This is a genomic window from Arthrobacter sp. RIT-PI-e (assembly GCF_001187915.1).
Lineage (GTDB): Bacteria > Actinomycetota > Actinomycetes > Actinomycetales > Micrococcaceae > Arthrobacter_D.
The window spans coordinates 71376-87957 of record NZ_LGIU01000085.1 but is presented as its reverse complement, the minus strand read 5'-3'; the positions used below and the strand labels follow the sequence as shown (position 1 = coordinate 87957).

Annotated in this window: 15 protein-coding genes; 7 read left to right on the top strand and 8 right to left on the bottom strand. The window is 71.4% G+C overall.

Annotation, left to right across the window (positions count from 1 at the left end; genetic code table 11):
* Positions 1–108: 108 nt before the first annotated feature.
* Entirely contained in the window at positions 109–1116 is a 1008-nt protein-coding gene (locus AC792_RS12280) for an NAD-dependent epimerase/dehydratase family protein (RefSeq protein WP_049830792.1), read from the top strand.
* A 97-nt stretch (positions 1117–1213) separates the two neighbouring features.
* On the opposite strand, the gene AC792_RS12275 is transcribed toward AC792_RS12280, so the two are convergent.
* On the bottom strand, positions 1214–1888 hold the full coding sequence (locus AC792_RS12275; protein ID WP_049830853.1) for a YqjF family protein: 675 nt from the start codon (positions 1886–1888) through the stop codon (positions 1214–1216).
* A gap of 100 nt (positions 1889–1988) precedes the next feature.
* Entirely contained in the window at positions 1989–3056 is a 1068-nt protein-coding gene (locus AC792_RS12270; protein ID WP_049830791.1) for a spore photoproduct lyase family protein, read from the bottom strand.
* A 219-nt stretch (positions 3057–3275) separates the two neighbouring features.
* Between AC792_RS12270 and AC792_RS12265 the strand changes: the two genes are divergently transcribed.
* From AC792_RS12265 to AC792_RS12255, 3 genes are all read left to right on the top strand, one after another.
* A complete protein-coding gene (locus tag AC792_RS12265) occupies positions 3276–3521 on the top strand; it encodes a hypothetical protein (RefSeq protein WP_049830790.1) in 246 nt (81 codons plus the stop codon).
* 70 nt (positions 3522–3591) lie between these two features.
* On the top strand, positions 3592–4542 hold the full coding sequence (locus AC792_RS12260; RefSeq protein ID WP_049830789.1) for an aldo/keto reductase: 951 nt from the start codon (positions 3592–3594) through the stop codon (positions 4540–4542).
* A 258-nt stretch (positions 4543–4800) separates the two neighbouring features.
* Entirely contained in the window at positions 4801–5091 is a 291-nt protein-coding gene (locus AC792_RS12255) for a hypothetical protein (RefSeq protein ID WP_152916190.1), read from the top strand.
* A gap of 58 nt (positions 5092–5149) precedes the next feature.
* Here AC792_RS12255 and AC792_RS12250 read toward each other — a convergent pair whose 3' ends face one another.
* Positions 5150–5782 carry a uracil-DNA glycosylase gene (locus tag AC792_RS12250; protein ID WP_049830787.1) on the bottom strand — a complete coding sequence of 211 codons (633 nt, stop codon included), beginning with the start codon at positions 5780–5782 and terminating at the stop codon, positions 5150–5152.
* 279 nt (positions 5783–6061) lie between these two features.
* Here AC792_RS12250 and AC792_RS12245 point away from each other — a divergent pair, with 279 nt between their 5' ends.
* Both AC792_RS12245 and AC792_RS12240 read left to right on the top strand, forming a co-directional pair.
* Positions 6062–6685, top strand: a complete 624-nt coding sequence (locus tag AC792_RS12245; RefSeq protein ID WP_049830786.1) for a hypothetical protein — start codon at positions 6062–6064, stop codon at positions 6683–6685.
* A gap of 278 nt (positions 6686–6963) precedes the next feature.
* Positions 6964–8493 (top strand): PepSY-associated TM helix domain-containing protein, encoded by a 1530-nt coding sequence (locus AC792_RS12240; RefSeq protein ID WP_049830785.1) that lies wholly within the window; start codon positions 6964–6966, stop codon positions 8491–8493.
* On the opposite strand, the gene AC792_RS12235 is transcribed toward AC792_RS12240, so the two are convergent.
* From AC792_RS12235 to AC792_RS12225, 3 genes are all read right to left on the bottom strand, one after another.
* Positions 8430–9395 carry a biopolymer transporter Tol gene (locus AC792_RS12235; RefSeq protein WP_235436703.1) on the bottom strand — a complete coding sequence of 322 codons (966 nt, stop codon included), beginning with the start codon at positions 9393–9395 and terminating at the stop codon, positions 8430–8432. The genes AC792_RS12240 and AC792_RS12235 overlap by 64 nt on opposite strands.
* A gap of 73 nt (positions 9396–9468) precedes the next feature.
* A complete protein-coding gene (locus AC792_RS12230) occupies positions 9469–10578 on the bottom strand; it encodes a Gfo/Idh/MocA family protein (RefSeq protein WP_049830784.1) in 1110 nt (369 codons plus the stop codon).
* Positions 10575–11309 carry a sugar phosphate isomerase/epimerase family protein gene (locus AC792_RS12225; RefSeq protein WP_049830783.1) on the bottom strand — a complete coding sequence of 245 codons (735 nt, stop codon included), beginning with the start codon at positions 11307–11309 and terminating at the stop codon, positions 10575–10577. The genes AC792_RS12230 and AC792_RS12225 overlap by 4 nt, the downstream gene beginning before the upstream one ends.
* A gap of 113 nt (positions 11310–11422) precedes the next feature.
* Here AC792_RS12225 and AC792_RS12220 point away from each other — a divergent pair, with 113 nt between their 5' ends.
* On the top strand, positions 11423–13030 hold the full coding sequence (locus tag AC792_RS12220; protein WP_049830782.1) for a YbaK/EbsC family protein: 1608 nt from the start codon (positions 11423–11425) through the stop codon (positions 13028–13030).
* On the opposite strand, the gene AC792_RS12215 is transcribed toward AC792_RS12220, so the two are convergent.
* The gene (locus tag AC792_RS12215; protein ID WP_049830781.1) at positions 13031–13951 is read right to left on the bottom strand and encodes an ROK family protein; all 921 of its coding nucleotides are present in this window, start codon (positions 13949–13951) and stop codon (positions 13031–13033) included. It lies immediately after the preceding gene.
* Positions 13948–16545, bottom strand: a complete 2598-nt coding sequence (locus AC792_RS12210) for a glycoside hydrolase family 2 protein (RefSeq protein WP_049830780.1) — start codon at positions 16543–16545, stop codon at positions 13948–13950. The genes AC792_RS12215 and AC792_RS12210 overlap by 4 nt, the downstream gene beginning before the upstream one ends.
* Positions 16546–16582 lie beyond the last annotated feature (37 nt).

The window sequence follows — 16582 nt, the reverse complement described above, 5'->3', positions numbered from 1 at the left end:
CGTCGACGCCGAGCACGGGCATCGGATACCCGGGGGTGGGCTCCGTCAGCGGCGTATGGTTGGCGGACCCGGCCCGGGCAGGGCCGTTCGAGACACGAGGAGACAACCATGCAGGGCTTGAAGGTACTGTTCATCGGCGGCGGCGGGACCATCAGCGCCCACTGCACCCGAGCGGCGATCGAAGCGGGCATGGACGTCCATCTCCTCAACCGCGGCACCAACAGCAAGCACCAGGCACCAGAGGGTGTCACCACCTTCACCGCCGATTCCCGCGACAAGCAGTCCGTCCTCGATGCCATCCGGGGTCACGACTTCGACTGCGTGGTCAACTGGGTCAACTTCGTGCCCGATCACGTGCAGCAGGACATCGACATCTTCGCCGGGCGCACCCGGCAGTACGTGTTCATCAGCTCGGCCTCGGCGTACCAGACACCGCCCACACACCTGCCCGTCGTGGAATCCACCCCGTTGAAGAACCCCTTCTGGGAGTACTCGCGCAACAAGATCGCGTGCGAGGACCTCCTCACCGAGGCCTACCGCGACCACGGGTTCCCCGTCACGATCGTGCGTCCCTCCCACACCTACGACGAGACCCTGATCCCGTTCGACGGAGGATGGACGGTCATCGAACGCATGCGCGCCGGACGGCCCGTCATCGTGCCCGGGGACGGGACGTCGCTGTGGACGATCACCCACAGCCGCGACTTCGCCCGAGGATTCATCGGCCTCCTCGGACACCCCCACGCCATCGGTGAAGCCGTGCACATCACCGGCCACGAGACGCCGTCGTGGAACCAGATTTACACGGACATCGCGCATGCCGCCGGCGTACCGGACCCCGTGCTGGTCCACGTCGCGTCGGACGCCATCGCCGCAGCCGACCCCGAATGGGGCGCGGGTCTGCTGGGCGACAAGTCCCACACGATGATCTTCGACAACTCGAAGATCCGTTCCCTCGTCCCCGGCTTCACCGCCACCACCCTCTTCAGCCAGGGCGCGCGGGAGATCGTCGCCTGGTACGACGCGGACCCGGCCCGCCGCACCGTGGACGCCCGCCTGGACGCCCTCATGGACCGGCTCGCCGACACCTACGCACCTCGTCCTTCGGGCACATGAGGCGATCGATCGTTCCCGGACCCGTCCGGGTGGATCACCACAGGGGCGACGGCGCGGGCACCACCCGCTGATCCGCGGAAAGTGATCGGCACACCACTCAGGAGGTGTGGACCACGCCCGGCTTCCCGAACTGCGTCTGCACCCCGGGCGAGAACAGCACGGAGTCGGGCGACCCGCTCACCGGGAAGCCAGCTGCCGCGAGCAGGCCGTCGTCGAGCTCGGTCACCCGTGCCGGGTGCAGCGGCCACGGCGTGTGGGTGTTGGGGATGTAGAGGGTGCGGCCCGCGAGGGCGCTGTGCAGCCCAAACCGCGCCGTGAGTTCCAGGGACACCTCGTCCTCCGCCGTCCGCGTCGGGTCCGGCTGCACCGCGAAACGCGAGGCGGCCTGCCTCCGGAAGCGCACGACGTCGTACCCCACCTCCCCCTCACCGCGGTTGAGGGGTGAACACCTGGACCAGACGTAGGGGATCCCGGCGGTGCGGGCCGCGAGCACCACGGCCAGGCGCGAGGCATCGAGGGTCACGAACACCACCCCGCGCGTGCCGTCCGGGCCGCGGGAGTAGAGCCGCACGTTGATCTCGGCGAAGGACCCGAGGTACGGCACCGGCAGCCCCCGCCCGAGCCCGGCGCCGACCATCCGGAAGCCGATCAACCCCACCCACGAGGAGCCGTCCACCACGTCCGGCACCACGCCGGGTGGCATGAAACGCGCCGCGACCCCGGCGTCGATCCGCCAGTGCAGGAACACGGCGTCCGCCCAGAACTGGTCCATGATCACGGGAAGCGGCAGCTCCGGGGCGAGGTACGCACCCGGGCCCGCCTGCCGGCTGCCGGTCACGGGAGTGCCCGCCCCGGGCTCCGCCGCACCATGGTCAGAACGCGTAGCGCACACGGCAGTAGGGCAGTTCCGCGGCGGCGAGTCGGAGGAAGTCGTCGAGGTACCCGCGCTTCTCGTAGGCGATGTACCGCACGTTGGTGAAACCGTTCTGCGACTGCTTGTTCTCCTGCAGGTCCGGGCGCCAGAGGATCTCCTCGGCCTGCGGGTGCCAGCCCAGGTTGACCTCGTGCAGCTGCTGGTTGTGCGTGAGGAAGATGACCTCCGCCGCCAGGTCCCGCTTCGCCGCCGGCGAGAGCACGGCGTCGAGCTGGCGGAACAACTCGCGCCAGTCCTCGAGCCACCCCGGGGTGATGATCACCGGGGAGAAGTTCACGTGCACCTCGTAGCCCGCCTCCACGAACTCGTTCATCGCCGCGATCCGCTCCGCCACCGGGGTGGTGCGGACATCCACCATCCGGGCGATGCGCTCGGGCATGAGGGAGAAGCGCAGGCGTGTGCGCCCCGCGGGGTCCCAGTCCAGCATCTCGCGGTTCACGTACTTGGTGGCGAAGGACAGCTTCGCGGTGGGCAGCTCGCGGAAGAGGTCCACGAGATCCTGCACGTTGTCGCTGACCAGGGCGTCCACCGAGCAGTCGCTGTTCTCCCCGATGTCGTACACCCACGCCTGGTCGTCGCACTGGTTCGGCTCCAGCTTCATGCCCTGCCGGGCCACGTGCCGCTCGAGGTAGCCGCTGATCTGGTCGATGTTCGCGAACACGGTGATGGGGTTGCTGTACCCCTTGTGCCGCGGGACGTAGCAGTAGGCGCACGCCATGGCGCAGCCGTTCGCGGTGGAGGGGGCGATGAAGTCGGCGGACCTGCCGTTCGGTTTGGCCGTCAGCGACTTCTTCACCCCGACCACCAGGGCCTCGGTCTTGATCCGCACCCACCGGCTGACGTTCGCCTCGTCGCCGCTGAGCTCCGGGATGCGCCAGTGGCTGGCCACCTCGACGACGTCGGCCTCGGGCCAGCGGGCGAGGATCTCCTGCCCGCGGGGCAGCGCGGCTGCCGCCGGTTCCACGTAGATGCGGCTGATCTGGAGCAACTTCTCGGCCTGGACCATACGACCTTTCGGATCGGCGTTTCCGCTCCACCGTAGCGGCTTCCACCGACACTCCGGACGGGTTGCCCACCGGGTGCGCACCCCCTCCCGACCAGCGCTTCCGGGTGCTGCGCGGGGCCGGTGACCGGTGGGGCAAATAGGATGGGAGGTGCAAGGAGCCGCTACGGAGGCAGGTCCCCGGGACCTGCGGCCACCGGCACGAGAACGCAGGAGGCAGCAGTGACGCGCAAGAAGCAACCCCTGTCCGCCCGCTTCATGGCCGCCACGGGGAAACTGCGCATGTTCTTCGGCCCGGCCCAGGGCGGGAGCACGGCGGGACCGATCCTCTACCGCGACGACGAGGCCCACCGGCGCCGCGAGGAGGAGCTCCAGCAGTGGACCGTGGTCCGCAACCCGGACGGGTCCACCTACCTCACCACCAAGCGCGAGGACCTGCCCCCGGCTCCCCTCCCTCCCGGGGAATGAACCGCGGCGGCCCGTCCCTGTAGTGGATGACCCGCTCCGCACCCCGGCGGACGGCACCGAAAGGAATCCCATGACCCGCATCGGCTCCTCCGACCTCGACGTCCTCACCCTCTCCCTGGGCGGCAACACCTTCGGCTGGCCCTCGGACGAGGACACCTCGCGCAGCGTCCTCGACGCCTTCACCGCGGCCGGGGGCAACTTCATCGACACCGCGGACGTGTACTCGGCATGGGCCGAGGGGAACTCCGGGGGCGAGTCCGAGACCATCCTCGGCCGGTGGCTCGCCGGACGCGGCGACCGGCAGGACCTGGTGATCGCCACGAAGGTGAGCCAGCACCCCGAGTTCCAGGGACTCTCGGCGTCGACCATCGCAGCGGCCGCCGACGCCTCGCTCTCCCGCCTGCAGACCGACACCATCGACCTCTACTACGCCCACTTCGACGACGCCGACACCCCGCTCGAGGAGAGCCTCGGCGCACTCGACGCGCTCGTGACGGCAGGGAAGGTCCGCTACGTGGGGATCTCCAACTACAGCGCCGAGCGCATCGAGGAGTGGATGTCCATCGTGGAGGCCAACGGGTTCGCCGCACCGGTGGCCCTGCAGCCCCACTACAACCTGGTGCACCGCACGGACTTCGAGCGCGACCTCGCCCCCCTCGCCGAGAAGCACTCCCTCGGCGTCATCCCGTACTCGTCGCTGGCCAGCGGGTTCCTCACCGGGAAGTACCGGACCCGCGAGGACCTGGAAGGTGCTGCACGGGGCCAGGCCGCCGGGGGCTACCTGAACGACGCCGGTCTGGCGGTCATCGCCGAGCTGCGGGACATCGCCACCGCGCACGACGTCGCTCCCGCGTCGGTGGCGCTCGCCTGGCTCCGTGGACGCCCCACCGTCGTCGCGCCCATCGCCAGCGCGCGGACGACGGACCAGCTCGCGGCCCTCCTGGACGCCGTCGCACTGGAGCTGACCGGCGAGGAGGTCACCCGCCTCGACTCCGTGTCCGAGGGGATCGGGGCCGAATAGGGGTTCCGCCCGGGACGAGCACCCCGGCACGGGGCGAGGTCCGGTTCCCACCGGCGAAGTTGCGGAAAACCTGCGTCTTGGCCCGGTGGGAACCTACTTCCACGGTGGCAGACTGGAGGGTGTTCCCATGGTGCCCGCACCCGGGGTGTCCGGGCACCATCCCGATCTGGAAGAGGTCTCAGCCATATGAGTGCACCGCGTCCGTCCGCTGCTGCGAGCACCGCGACCCAAGGGCCATCGCGCACCAGACTCCTGGTGATGCCGGGCGGAGCCGATGCACCCAGTGCCGCGATGATGGCCGATCACCTGGCCGGCGAGACGGAGGAGCTGCTGGAGAACCTGGAGGGCACAGTGGCCCGGCTGGCCCTCGCATACAGGTCCTGCACCCCCGACGCGGAGGACCAGGCGATGGACGACGAGGCGTTCGCCTGGGTGCAGCAGTCGCTCGAGGACATCTCCGCCACGCTCCGCGGCCTGACGCTGGGCCGTGCGGCGGAGGACGACGTCGCCGCCCCCACCCCGCTCTCCAGGGCCACGGAACTGGCCTGACCCTGACGTGCCAGGGGCTCCTCCGGCGGAAGCCGGAGGAGCCCCTGGCACGTCAGGCCTAGCTCGCCTTCCGGGAGCGGATGCCGGCCCTGCCCATCGCATCCGTGTAGGCCGAGCGGATCTCCTCCAGCCACTGGTCCTGGCTCGCCGGCGTGCCCTTGAACGCACGCTCCCCCGGTGAGCGGACCTCGTAGATCTTGAACCCCCGCTTCGCGATGGCACGGTTCTCCAACTTCATGAGGCGCCGCGCCGACTTGTGGGCGTCCGCTCCGTGGGCGATCAGCGCCGAGGCGCGGGGAACCTGCTGCAGGAAGGTGAGGAGCGGTTTCACGCCGTCGGAGATCTGGTCCAGCGTCAGTGCCCGCTCCTTGCCCTCCGGCAAGTACCACGGGTGGGCGTTCCAGGGCATGAAGGCGTCCGGGCGCAGACCCACGGCCTCGTAGATGCCGGCCATGCGGACCGAACTCGGATCGTCGTTCTCGAAGGAGACGAACCCCGACGGCAGGGACGGCCCGGGGTTCGAGAAGAGGCTGACGATCTTGCACCCGTCGACGTCGTGCACGGGATCGATGTAGGGCACCGCCGATCCGGGCCTGGACTCCGCCAGCGTGTCGCAGAGCCTGTTCACGTCCTCGATCTGCGGATCGTACCGCTGCTCCCACTGCTGGGTCCGGTAGGTGGGATCCGCCATGCGCTGAACCAAAGTCTCGCCTCCTCGCGGACGGCGCCAGGAGTGGCGCGTAGCTGTCCGCTGCTCTCCAGCCTACGCCAGCAGTGCATCGGGGCCTCCCGGTGGCGGCTCGCGCCGTGATCAGGTGCCCGCACCCGCTCTCCATGTCACCCCATCACCTGCCACGGGGCAGGAGGAGCTCGCTGCAGGCGCCGGCGTACGACGCCATCGGCGCGCCGTCGGCCTCCCGGCCCTCCTCGGTGTCCGGCGCTGGCTACGATGACGTCGGAAGGAGGGCCCGTGACCGCTGACGATCGGACGACGCCGGCCGCCCGCTCCGTGCGCGGCTGGCTGTGCGCTGCCGTCGCCACCTTCCTCGCCGCCGCCTCCCACGCCGTCGCCGGCGGGTCGGTCCCCCTCCTCGCCGTCGTCCTGTCCACGGCCCTGGGAGCCCTGGTGTGCGTACTGCTCGCGGGGCGCCGGCTGACCACGCCCCGGGTGGTCCTCGGCGTCCTGGCGAGCCAGCTGAGCTTCCACGCACTGTTCGAGGTCTTCTCGGCGGCCCCGCTCCCCGCGGTCGGCGATGCCGGTCCCCATCAGCACGAGGTGGCGGGGGCACTCCTGCCCACCGTGACGACCGCGACCGGGAGCGGCATGACCGCGCTCATGGCCGTGTCCCACCTCTGCGCGGGTCTGCTGACCGTGCTCCTCGTCCTGCACGGCGAGAGCCTGTGGTGGAGCCTTCTCGGCATCCTCACCGCGGCACTGGTGGTGATCGTGCACCTGGTGGCCCACCGCCCCCCGGTGTACCTGCGCCGCGTGCGGCCCTCGGCCGAGCCCTCCCCCGCGCTCTACGAGCTGCTCCACCGCGACACGAGGTTCAAGCTGCGCGGCCCACCACGGTGGGAGCCGTCCCTCACCTGATCCGCGGTGGCGCACCCTGCGCTCCTGCCGCCGAAGCGGCCAGTACGCCGCGGATCCCCGGACCGCGAGACCCCCCGTCGCATACGACGCCGGGTCCCCGCACGGTGAGTACGGGCGGTTCCCCTGAGCCCACACCCCACCCGAGCGCCGGTGGACGCCCCGTCCCCCTGCAACACCTCCCTGCGACACCCCCTGCGATCTCCGTCCCGCGGACATGAGCGGCGCACCGCACGAGCGGCGTCCCTCCTGCCCCGCGGACCGCCCCAGAAGGACACCACATGACCTCCACGCATCTCCGGAGCGACCCCGCGTCGCCCACCCCGCCCGCTCCGCCCACTCCCAGAGGCACCTGGCTCGGCGCCCTGGCCCTGCGGATCCACTTCTACGCAGCGGTCTTCGTGGGACCGTTCCTCCTGGTCGCCGCCCTCAGTGGCGCGCTCTACGCCATGACACCGCAGCTGGAGAAGATCATCTACGCCGATGAGCTGACCGGCACCCAGGCCGCGGCTGTCCCCCTCGAGCAGCAGGTCCGGGCCGCACAGGACCACCTCGGCACGGAGGCCCTGCCGGCGGCGGTACGTCCCGGCCCGGAGGGCCTGACCACGCGCGTCATGTTCGCCGACCCGGAGCTCGGCGAGTCCGAGACCCGCGCGATCTTCGTCGATCCCGCGACCGCCGCCGTCACCGGGGACCTGACCGCCTACGGGACCAGCGGCTCGTTGCCGTTCCGGACGTGGATCGACCACCTGCACCGCAATCTCCACCTGGGTGAGTTCGGCCGTCTCTACAGCGAGGTGGCGGCCTCCTGGCTGGGGATCGTCGCCGTCGCCGGTGTGGTGCTCTGGGTCCAGCGGATCCGCCGGACCAGGAAGGCCCGCGGGCTCCTCTACCCCGACACCAGGGCATCCGGTCGCAAGCGGCTCGTGTCCCTGCACTCGGTGATCGGCATCTGGCTGTCCCTGGGCTTCCTGTTCCTCGCCGCCACGGGCCTCACCTGGTCCACCTACGCGGGCGCCAACGTCAGCGAACTACGCGCCGCGATCGGCTGGTCCACACCCAGCATCACCACCGATCTCGGCGCCGACCCCGCGGAACCCGGCAGTACGGACGAGCACGTCGACCACGGACCCCCGCTCGCCGGGGGCACCGAGGCCGCCGAGGACCACTCGGGCCACGGCGAGGCAGGGGCACCTGCCGGTTCGGGTGCCGCCGGGCGCGACGGGTTCGACCGCAGCCTGGCTGCCGCCCGGGATGCCGATCTCACCGCCGGACTGATCGAGGTCAAGCCGCCGGCCATGGAGGGCATGGCGTGGACGGTGACCGAGATCGACCGCTCCTGGCCCAGCCAGGTGGACGCCGTGGCCGTGGAGCCCGGGTCCTTCACCGTGATGGACAAGGTGGTCTTCGACGACTACCCCTTCGCCGCGAAGCTGGCCCGGTGGGGTATCGACGCCCACATGGGCGTGCTGGTCGGGGTGGTCAACCAGATCGCGCTGACCCTGGTGGCCCTGGGCCTCGCCGCGATGATCGTGTGGGGCTACGCCATGTGGTTCCGCCGTAGGCCCATGCGCTCCGCCGAGGGGAAGCGGGCCATGGCCGGACGCGCCCCTGCTCGGGGGGCACTGCGGAAGGCCCCGGCCTGGGCCGTGGTGGGAGTCCTCGCCGCAGCGGTGCTCGTCGGGGTCTTCGCCCCGCTGCTCGGTATCACCCTCCTGGCGTTCCTCGTGGTGGATGCCCTCGTGGGTCACCGCCGGCGCTCCGCCGGGACCCCGTCCCCGGCGGGATCGGGTACGGGGTACTCCACGTAGGCGAACCGGCGGCCGTCCGGGGCCCAGCTGTTCACATTGAGCGTGCCCTGCCCGCCGAGGAGCTCGACGGCGTCCACCGCACCCCGGGCGGTGGCGTCGGCGACGCGCAGCAGCACCGTCTCGTCGGCGGGGTGCCCCTGCACGCCCGGTGGATAGCTGAGATACACGAGGGTGGAGCCGTCGGGCGAGAGGTGCGGGAACCAGTTGACGCGCGCGTCGTCGGTCAGCTGCTCCATCCCGGTGCCGTCGGGGCGCATGCGGAAGAGCTGGGAATCGCCGGGACGCCCGGAGCCCCGCTCCGAGTTGAAGTACAGCCACCGGCCGTCCGGGCTGTACTCGGCGCCGTCGTGCGCGTGCGGGGAGTCGGTGAGCCGGTGCGTCCGGCCGCCCTCCACCGACACGGCGAAGATGTTCGACGTCGTGCTGCCGTGTGCGTCCCCCCGGACGCCGATGTGGACGAGCGTGCCGCCGTCCGGCGAGATCCCGTGGAGGTAACGGGCCTCCAGCCCGTCCTCACCGGTGGTGATGCGCGTGGCGTCACCACCGGTGAGGGGCACCCGGTACAGGTGGCCGTCCTGGGAGGAGAGGTAGAGGGAACGGCCGTCCGGTGAGATCACGTGGTCGTTGTTCGCATCCGTGACGGAGCCGGTGAAGATCACCTGGGGTTGGCCCCCGGGCCGTGGTGCCGTGCGGTACAGGAGCCCGTCGCAGTTGACCACGAGCTCCGCGCCGTCCGGCGTCCAGTTCGGCGCCTCGATCACGAAGTCCGCGGTCTCGAAGACGCACTCCGCGGACCACGTGCCGAGATCGAACACCATCAGCCGGGAGCGCTGACCGGGCAGGAGCCTGCGCCACCGTGGGTCCCGTGCCGTGCCGGAATCCGCTGTGCCGGAACCGTCCACCGTGATCCTCCTGCGCGTCGTCGTCCTGCTGCGGCGGTTGCCCCTGCGTCCCCGTACCCCTGCGTGCGGCGGGTCAGGCGAGGGTGGGGGCGAAGGGGTCCCAGTCCTCGGGCAGCGGCTCGGCGGCCTCGGCGGTGCTTGAGAGCGCGACGAACTCACCGGTGTCGATGCTCTCCGAGATGGAGACCATGGCATCCAGCACGTGGTACGCCATGGCGCCCTGGGCCCGGTGGGGTCTGCCCGCGCGCAGCGCACGGGCCATCTCGAGCACACCGCTGCCGCGCGTCGCCGTCGACCCCACCGCCGGCACCACCTCGGGCTCGTCCGCGCCCCGGCGGGTGAGCAGCAGGTCACCCGTGAACATGTTCGGGTCCGGGAAGGCGAGGGTGGCCTCGGAACCGGTGACCTCCACCAGCCCCGCGCGCTGCAGCGGGGAGTCGAAGCTGAAGATGCTCTGCGAGGACTCCCCGCCCGCGAACTGCGCGATGGCACTGACGTGCGAGGGCACCGTCACGTCGAACACCTCACCGGCCTTCGGGCCGGAGCCGATGGTCCGGCTCCCACGGGACCTCGAGCCGAACCCGGCCACCTTCGTGATGGCACCGAAGGTCTGCACCAGCGTGGTGAGGTAGTAGGGGCCGATGTCGAACAGGGGACCGGCACCCTCCTGGAACAGGAACGCCGGGTTCGGGTGCCAGGACTCCGGGCCGGGCGACTGCATCAGGGTGAGCGCTGTCAGCGGCACGCCGATGTCACCGCGCGCCACCATGCGCAGTGCGGTCTGCAGCCCGGCGCCGAGGAAGGTGTCCGGCGCACAGCCGAGCCGGACGCCGGCCTCGTCCGCCGCCTCCAGCAGTCCCGCTCCGCTCGCGCGGTCGAGGGAGAACGGCTTCTCGCTCCACACGTGCTTGCCCGCCTGCACCGCGGCCGTGGCCACCTCCACATGGGCTGCCGGGATGGTCAGGTTCACCACGATCTCGACGTCGGGGTGGTTCAGGGCGTCCTCCACGGTGCCCGAGGCGGGCACCCCGAACTCCACGGCACACGCCGCCGCCGCCTCGGGGACCAGGTCCGCCACGATGTGCACCCGCACGTCGGGGAAGCCCGTGAGGTTGGTGAGGTACTCCTTGCTGATCACGCCCGCGCCGATCACGGCGACGCCAACGGGCCCCGTGGTGCTCACTTCTTCCCCGCCTGCAGGTAGGAGAGGCTGTCGGCGACGGCGGTGAAGACGTCGCCGTCGAAGTCGTCGAGTTCCACGACGGCCGCCTCGAGACCGGGGGCGGCATCCAGCACGTCCCAGACCTGCATGCTGCCCGACCCCACGGCCACCTGGTCCTTGTTCTCCCGGGTGAGCGGGCCGTCCTTGATGTGCACGAAGTGCACGCGGTCGCCGAGTCTGCGCAGCAGCTCCGCCGGGTCCTCACCGCCCACCGCGGCCCAGTAGGTGTCCACCTCGAGGACCACCTCGGGGTCCAGGTGCTTCGCGAGCACCTCCAGCGCGCAGACGCCGTCGATCCGCTCCTCGAGCTCGAACTCGTGGTTGTGGTAGCCCACCCGGACGCCGTACCCGGCACCCTTCCTCGCGGCGGCGTTGAGCGCCTCCGCCGTGGCCCTGATGCCCTCCTCCGAGGTCCAGTGCGAGCGCTCCACATGGGGATCGATCACGGTGCCGATCCCGAGCGTGCGGGCCGCCGCGAAGATCGCGTCCTGGTCCTCGCGGAGGAGGGGCGCGTGCCCCGAGGGGGCGGTGAGCCCATGGGCGGCGAGCGCCCCGGCCAGCTCGTCGGCGGTGGCCACGAAGTCGTAGGGTTCGACGGCGGTGTACCCGAGTTCGGCAACACGCCCGATGGTGCCCGGCAGATCCTCCCCGATGGCCGTCCGCAGGGTGTAGAGCTGGAGTGAGTAGGTCACGGAGAATTCTCCTCGCTGAGAAAAGGTATTTACTGAACCGGTTCAGTCCTGGATCGAACCTAGGCGACCCGACCCGGCATGGTCAAGGGGTTCCCGGGGCTAGGGTGGATCCCGTGGCCAAGGAAACCATCGCCGGACTGGCCAAGCGCCTGGGCATCTCGAAAGCCTCCGTCTCCTATGCGCTGAACGGGCAGCCCGGCGTGAGCGAGTCGACGCGCCGTCGCGTGCTCGATCTCGCGGAGGAGCTCGAGCGGTACCCCAGTTCCTCCGCCCGCGCACTGTCCCGTTCCCGCTCCGGGGTGGTGGGCGTGGTGCTCTCCGCCGATCCCCTGCTGGTGGGTACGGAGCCGTACCACATGGGACTGCTGGCCGGGATCGAGACGGCGCTCGCCGAGCGTGACATGGCGCTGATGCTGCGGATGGTGGGGGCGGACCCCGGGCAAGAGGGTGCCATCTACGAACGCTGGGCCGGCGAACGGAAGGTGGACGGCGTCCTGGTGTTCGACCACCTGCAGGACGATCCGCGCCCGGCCCTCCTGACCCGCCTCGGTCTCCCCTTCGTGCTGCACGGCGCTCCCGGCGTGGCCGGTACGGCAGGGTTCCCGAGTACCGTCACGGACCATGCACTGGAGGCCGGCATGATCGTGGACCACCTCGCCGGGTACGGCCACCGCTCGATCGCCCACATCTCAGGACCCGGTACCTTCCTCCACGAGTCGGAGCGGCTCGTGGCCGTCCGGGAGGCAGCGGGCGGCCACGGGATCGACGTCGTCCGCCGCGAGGGCACCTACGCGCTGGAGTCCGGGCGCGGCGCCATGCTGGAGCTCTGCGACCGGTCCGCGGGCGAGCAGCCCACCGCCGTGGTCTTCGGCAACGACCTCATGGCGATGGGCGGTCTGCTGGCCGCGCGCGAGCTCGGTCTGCGCTGCCCCGAGGACGTGGCCCTGGTCACCTGGGACGATTCCCTGCACTGCCGACTCGCCGCGCCGTCGGTCCCGCGCTCTCCCGCAACCCCTCCTGGCAGGGCGGGGGGGCGGCGGGGCTGCTCCTGTGCGTCCTGGCCTCCGGGCGGGTCGGGCCCCGCCCGTTGCCCGGGGGCGGGCTCGGGGACCGGGCGAGCCCCGCGGGGCGCTGGGCGGCCCCGCCGGGAGCAGCGGGGATGCGCGTCCGGCGTGAACGCGACGAAGCCCGGTCCGGGGCGGCCGCGACCACCGGCCGGGCCCGCGCCTACGATGGGGCACATGAACTCCACCGCGCCCTCGCCCGCAGAAGTCGACGCCGCGGATCGCGGACTCGACGTCCGCCTGATCCCCCTGGGCGGCGGGGGCTTCGGGGGTGCCGCCGCCTCCGCCGGCCTCACCCCCGAGGACGGCGCCAAGACCCTGGTGGTCAAGATCAGCGGCGGGATCGCCGTCCTCGTGCTGGTCCCGGGGACCCGGCGGCTGGACTGGGGCAAGCTGCGGGCGCTGCTCGAGGTGAACAAGGCGTCCCTCGTCACACCCGAGGCCGCGCTCGGGCTCACGGGGTACGCACCCGGCACCATCACGCCCCTCGGCAGTACGAGCGTCCTCGCGGTCTACGCCGACGAACGCATCGCCGGCCGGAGGATCGGGATGGGGTCCGGCTCCACCGACCATCTGCTCGTCACCGATGCCGACCCGCTGCTCGCCTCCTTCCACGCCGTGGTCGGGGACATCACCTCGGAGCTCCCTGCCGCCTGATCAGCCCGCGGTAGCAGCCGTTCGAGCCCTGACCTGCAGGGCGTCGACGGCGAGGGACAGCGCCCCGCGCACCCCCGACCCGTCACCCAGCACCGGGCGCACCACGTAACCGCTGCCCGGGTCCGTCAGGGGATGGTCCGCCAGCGCCCCGCCGACCAGCAGGGCGAGCTGCCGCCGCACGGCCTCGAGCAGCCCGGGCGTCTTGAGCACCCCGCCCCCGGCGACGATGCGCTGCGGCCCCGTCGCGTACGTCACCGTGGCGAGCAGCTGCGCTATGTAGTAGGAGGAGATCTCGACGGCCTGCGGGAGCAGCGGCCCGAGTTCCGGGCCGGGCCTGCCCCAGCGCGCTGCGACGGACGGCCCGGAGGCGAGCCCCTCGAGGCAGTCGCCGTGGAAGGGGCACACCCCTGGGAAGGGGTCGTCCGGGTGGCGGCGCACCAGGAGGTGCCCGAGCTCGGGGTGACTGCGGGGCGAGAAGGGCGCCCCGTTCACCACGAGCCCCGCGCCGATACCCGTTCCCACGGTCACGTAGGCGATGTCGTCGACCCCCCGTCCCGCCCCGAAGCGGTGCTCCCCGAGTGCCGCGCCGGTGACGTCCGAGACGAGCCGCACGGGTGTACCGGGCGCCAGCCCGAGGGACGCGATCAGATCGGTGTCCTGCCAGCCCGCCTTCGGCGTCGAGGTGATCCACCCGAAACGCGGCGATGCGGCGTCCACCTCCACCGGCCCGAACGAGGCGATGCCGACGGCGTCGAACCGGCCCTTCACCGCGTACGGTGCGAGGAAGTCGCGCACCGCGGCCAGGGTGCGCTCGGGGGTGGTGGTGTCGATGCGCGTCTGGTCCGCGAGCACTCCCGGATCGGCAGGATCGGCGACCGCGCAGATCACCTTGGTGCCGCCGGTCTCGATACCCGCGATCATCGCGCCGCGCCTCCTCCTGCTTCGTCCTCGCCGGTCGGGACGGACGACGACGGCGTGTCCCCGACGCAGCGCAGCACGGGGAAGCGCTCGGCGTCCGAGAGATCGGCCGGTGCTGCCAGCGTACCGCCGTCGCGCCTGCGGACAGTGAAGGTGGCCGTCTCGCCGGCCAGGACGGTGAGCATCATGTCATCGACCTCGAGCTGGGTCGCCGGGACGCCGAGCGGATCGGCGAGCCGGTCCGCGAAGAGGCAGAGATCGCGCAGCAGCGTCTCGGCATGGACGGTGACGCGGAGGGATCCGCCGTCCACCACCGCCCGGGCCGAGAAGCGCGGCTCGATCGGCGCGAGAGTCGCGTCGGGCGCGAAGAACCAGGTCGAGCGGAGTCCGTCCGTGTCCGCCACCAGGAATTCGTCGGTGGCGACCACGGTGAGGGCGGCGGGGAGCACGGAGCGCGCCGTGCCGTCGGGAGCGGCCGTGAGGCCGATGGTCTCCCGGCCCACCTCGGTGCCGTCGAGTGCGAAGCGGCGCACCACGACGTCGGCCGTCCACGCCGACAGACCGTCGTTGACGAGCACCACCTCGAGGCCGTCCGGACCCGTGGGATCCTCCGTGCTCCCCGATGTCACGGGCACGATCGTGAGCATCCGGTCCGCGAAGGCGCGGCGGAGCGCGTACCAGACGGGCTTCTCGATGCCGTCTCCGTCCACGGCGGACCAGCTGAGCACCGGCCAGCAGTCGTTGAGCTGCCAGATGACCACGCCCGCGCAGCGCTCACGCGCCCGCAGCCATTCCGCGCCGGCGGCCTGCGAGCGCGCCTGGACCACCTGGGTCAGGTAGTGCCAGTCCTCCGCCGTCGCAGGGGTACCGAAGTAGGGTGCCAGTCCGCGGGCGAGCTTCTCCATCCCGTCACCGGCACGCATGTGGTGGGCCACCTGGGGGTTCTCGGGCACCAGGTCCCCCTCGGTGACCACGCGGCGCAGCGTGGACCAGGCCGGGGGTGCGCACCAGCCCATCTCGGAGACGAAGGGCGGGTCGACGTCGCGGTAGTGCACGTAGTCGACGTTGTTCCAGACCTCCCAGATGTGCACGGGCCCGGTGTCCCGATCGTTCGGGTGCTTGTCCGGCGAGCCCGACCACGGGCTGTTCGGGACGTAGGGGCGGGACGGGTCCAGCCGGGCGATGACCCCCGGGAGCACCTCGGTGTAGAAGGCGGCCCCGTAGGGGCGCCCGTCGAGGATCTCGGGCCACCCCCAGTCGTACATGCCCCACACGCACTCGTTGCCGCCGCACCACATCACCAGACTCGGGTGCGCGGACAGGCGGGCCACGGCCTGCTCGGCCTCGACGGTGACGGCGTCGATCATGGCCTCGGACTCGTCGTAGGCGGCGCAGGCGAACAGGAAGTCGTGCCACACCATGAGCCCGCGCTCGTCGCAGCCGGCCATGAACTCCTCGGTGGAGAAGTACCCGCCTCCCCAGACCCGGAGAAGATTGGCTCCGCCGTCCACGGCCTGGTCGAGCCGTTGCCCGAGACGCTCCTCGGTCACCTCGGCGATGAACGGATCGTCGGGGATCCAGTTGTAGCCGCGAACCCGCACCCGGCGCCCGTTCACCACGAACGCCCAGGTGCTCCCGGCGTCGTCGGGCTCCTCCTCGACCACGACGGTGCGCAGACCGATCCGTCGTTCCTCCTCGGAGAGCACGTCACCGCTGCCGTCGACCGTCACGGTCAGCGCGTAGAGCGGCTGGTCCCCGAGGCCGGTGGGCCACCAGAGCAGGGGATCCGCCACGTCGAGACCGAGGACGACGTCGGTAGCGTCCGCCGGCACACTGGACCGCGCGGCCACGCTGCCGTCGGGCGCGGTCAGGACCGCGGTGACGGTGACGTCCGCGTCCGACGTCGTCCCGCTGTGCTCCAGTCCCACCGCGACGGACACGCGTGCGGCGTCCCCGTCGATGACGGTGTCGGGCCGGACCGAGACGATCCTCGTCCGGGACCACGACTCCAGCCGGATGGGCTGCCAGATCCCGGCGGTGATGTAGTGCGGGCCCCAGTCCCACCCGAAGTTGCACGCGCTCTTGCGGACGAACGGGTACGGCTCGTCGTAGGGCCGCGGCAATGCACCCACCTCCGCCTCGCACTCATGGGCGGCGTCCCAGGCGGAGCCGAAGGTGATCTCCAGCAGGTTCTTGCCGCGGACGAGCATCTGTGCCACGTCCCAGCGGTACCCGATGTGCTGGTCCGCCGTGACCGCGACCTCCTGGCCGTTGAGGCGCACCGTGGCGAAGGTGTCCAGCCCGTCGGCCACGAGCTCGGTCCGCTCGGCCGCCGTGCCGTCCCAGTCGAAGCGCCGCGCGTAGGTCCACCGGGAGTGGCCGATCCACAGCTGATCGGCCTCACGCAGCCCCACGTCCGGGTCCTCGAGGAGTCCGGCGGCCAGCAGGTCGGTGTGTACCTGGCCGGGCACGGTGGCGTTGATCGCCGTACCGGAGGTGGCGTAGTCCGGCGAGTCCTCGGGACCCGCGGCCCAGGTGAGCTCCCAGGCACCCCCGAGGTCGAGAGTCCGTGGGGCGGTCGTGATCGTGGTGTTCATGGGTACTCCAGTGGTGATGGGTCGGTGGCTGCACGGC

Coding starts and splice junctions, on each gene's coding strand:
- AC792_RS12280 (WP_049830792.1), top strand. CDS start 109: ATGCAGGGCTTGAAGGTACTGTTCATCGGCGGCGGCGGGACCATCAGC.
- AC792_RS12275 (WP_049830853.1), bottom strand. CDS start 1,888: ATGGACCAGTTCTGGGCGGACGCCGTGTTCCTGCACTGGCGGATCGAC.
- AC792_RS12270 (WP_049830791.1), bottom strand. CDS start 3,056: ATGGTCCAGGCCGAGAAGTTGCTCCAGATCAGCCGCATCTACGTGGAA.
- AC792_RS12260 (WP_049830789.1), top strand. CDS start 3,592: ATGACCCGCATCGGCTCCTCCGACCTCGACGTCCTCACCCTCTCCCTG.
- AC792_RS12255 (WP_152916190.1), top strand. CDS start 4,801: ATGCCGGGCGGAGCCGATGCACCCAGTGCCGCGATGATGGCCGATCAC.
- AC792_RS12250 (WP_049830787.1), bottom strand. CDS start 5,782: ATGGCGGATCCCACCTACCGGACCCAGCAGTGGGAGCAGCGGTACGAT.
- AC792_RS12240 (WP_049830785.1), top strand. CDS start 6,964: ATGACCTCCACGCATCTCCGGAGCGACCCCGCGTCGCCCACCCCGCCC.
- AC792_RS12215 (WP_049830781.1), bottom strand. CDS start 13,951: ATGATCGCGGGTATCGAGACCGGCGGCACCAAGGTGATCTGCGCGGTC.
- AC792_RS12210 (WP_049830780.1), bottom strand. CDS start 16,545: ATGAACACCACGATCACGACCGCCCCACGGACTCTCGACCTCGGGGGT.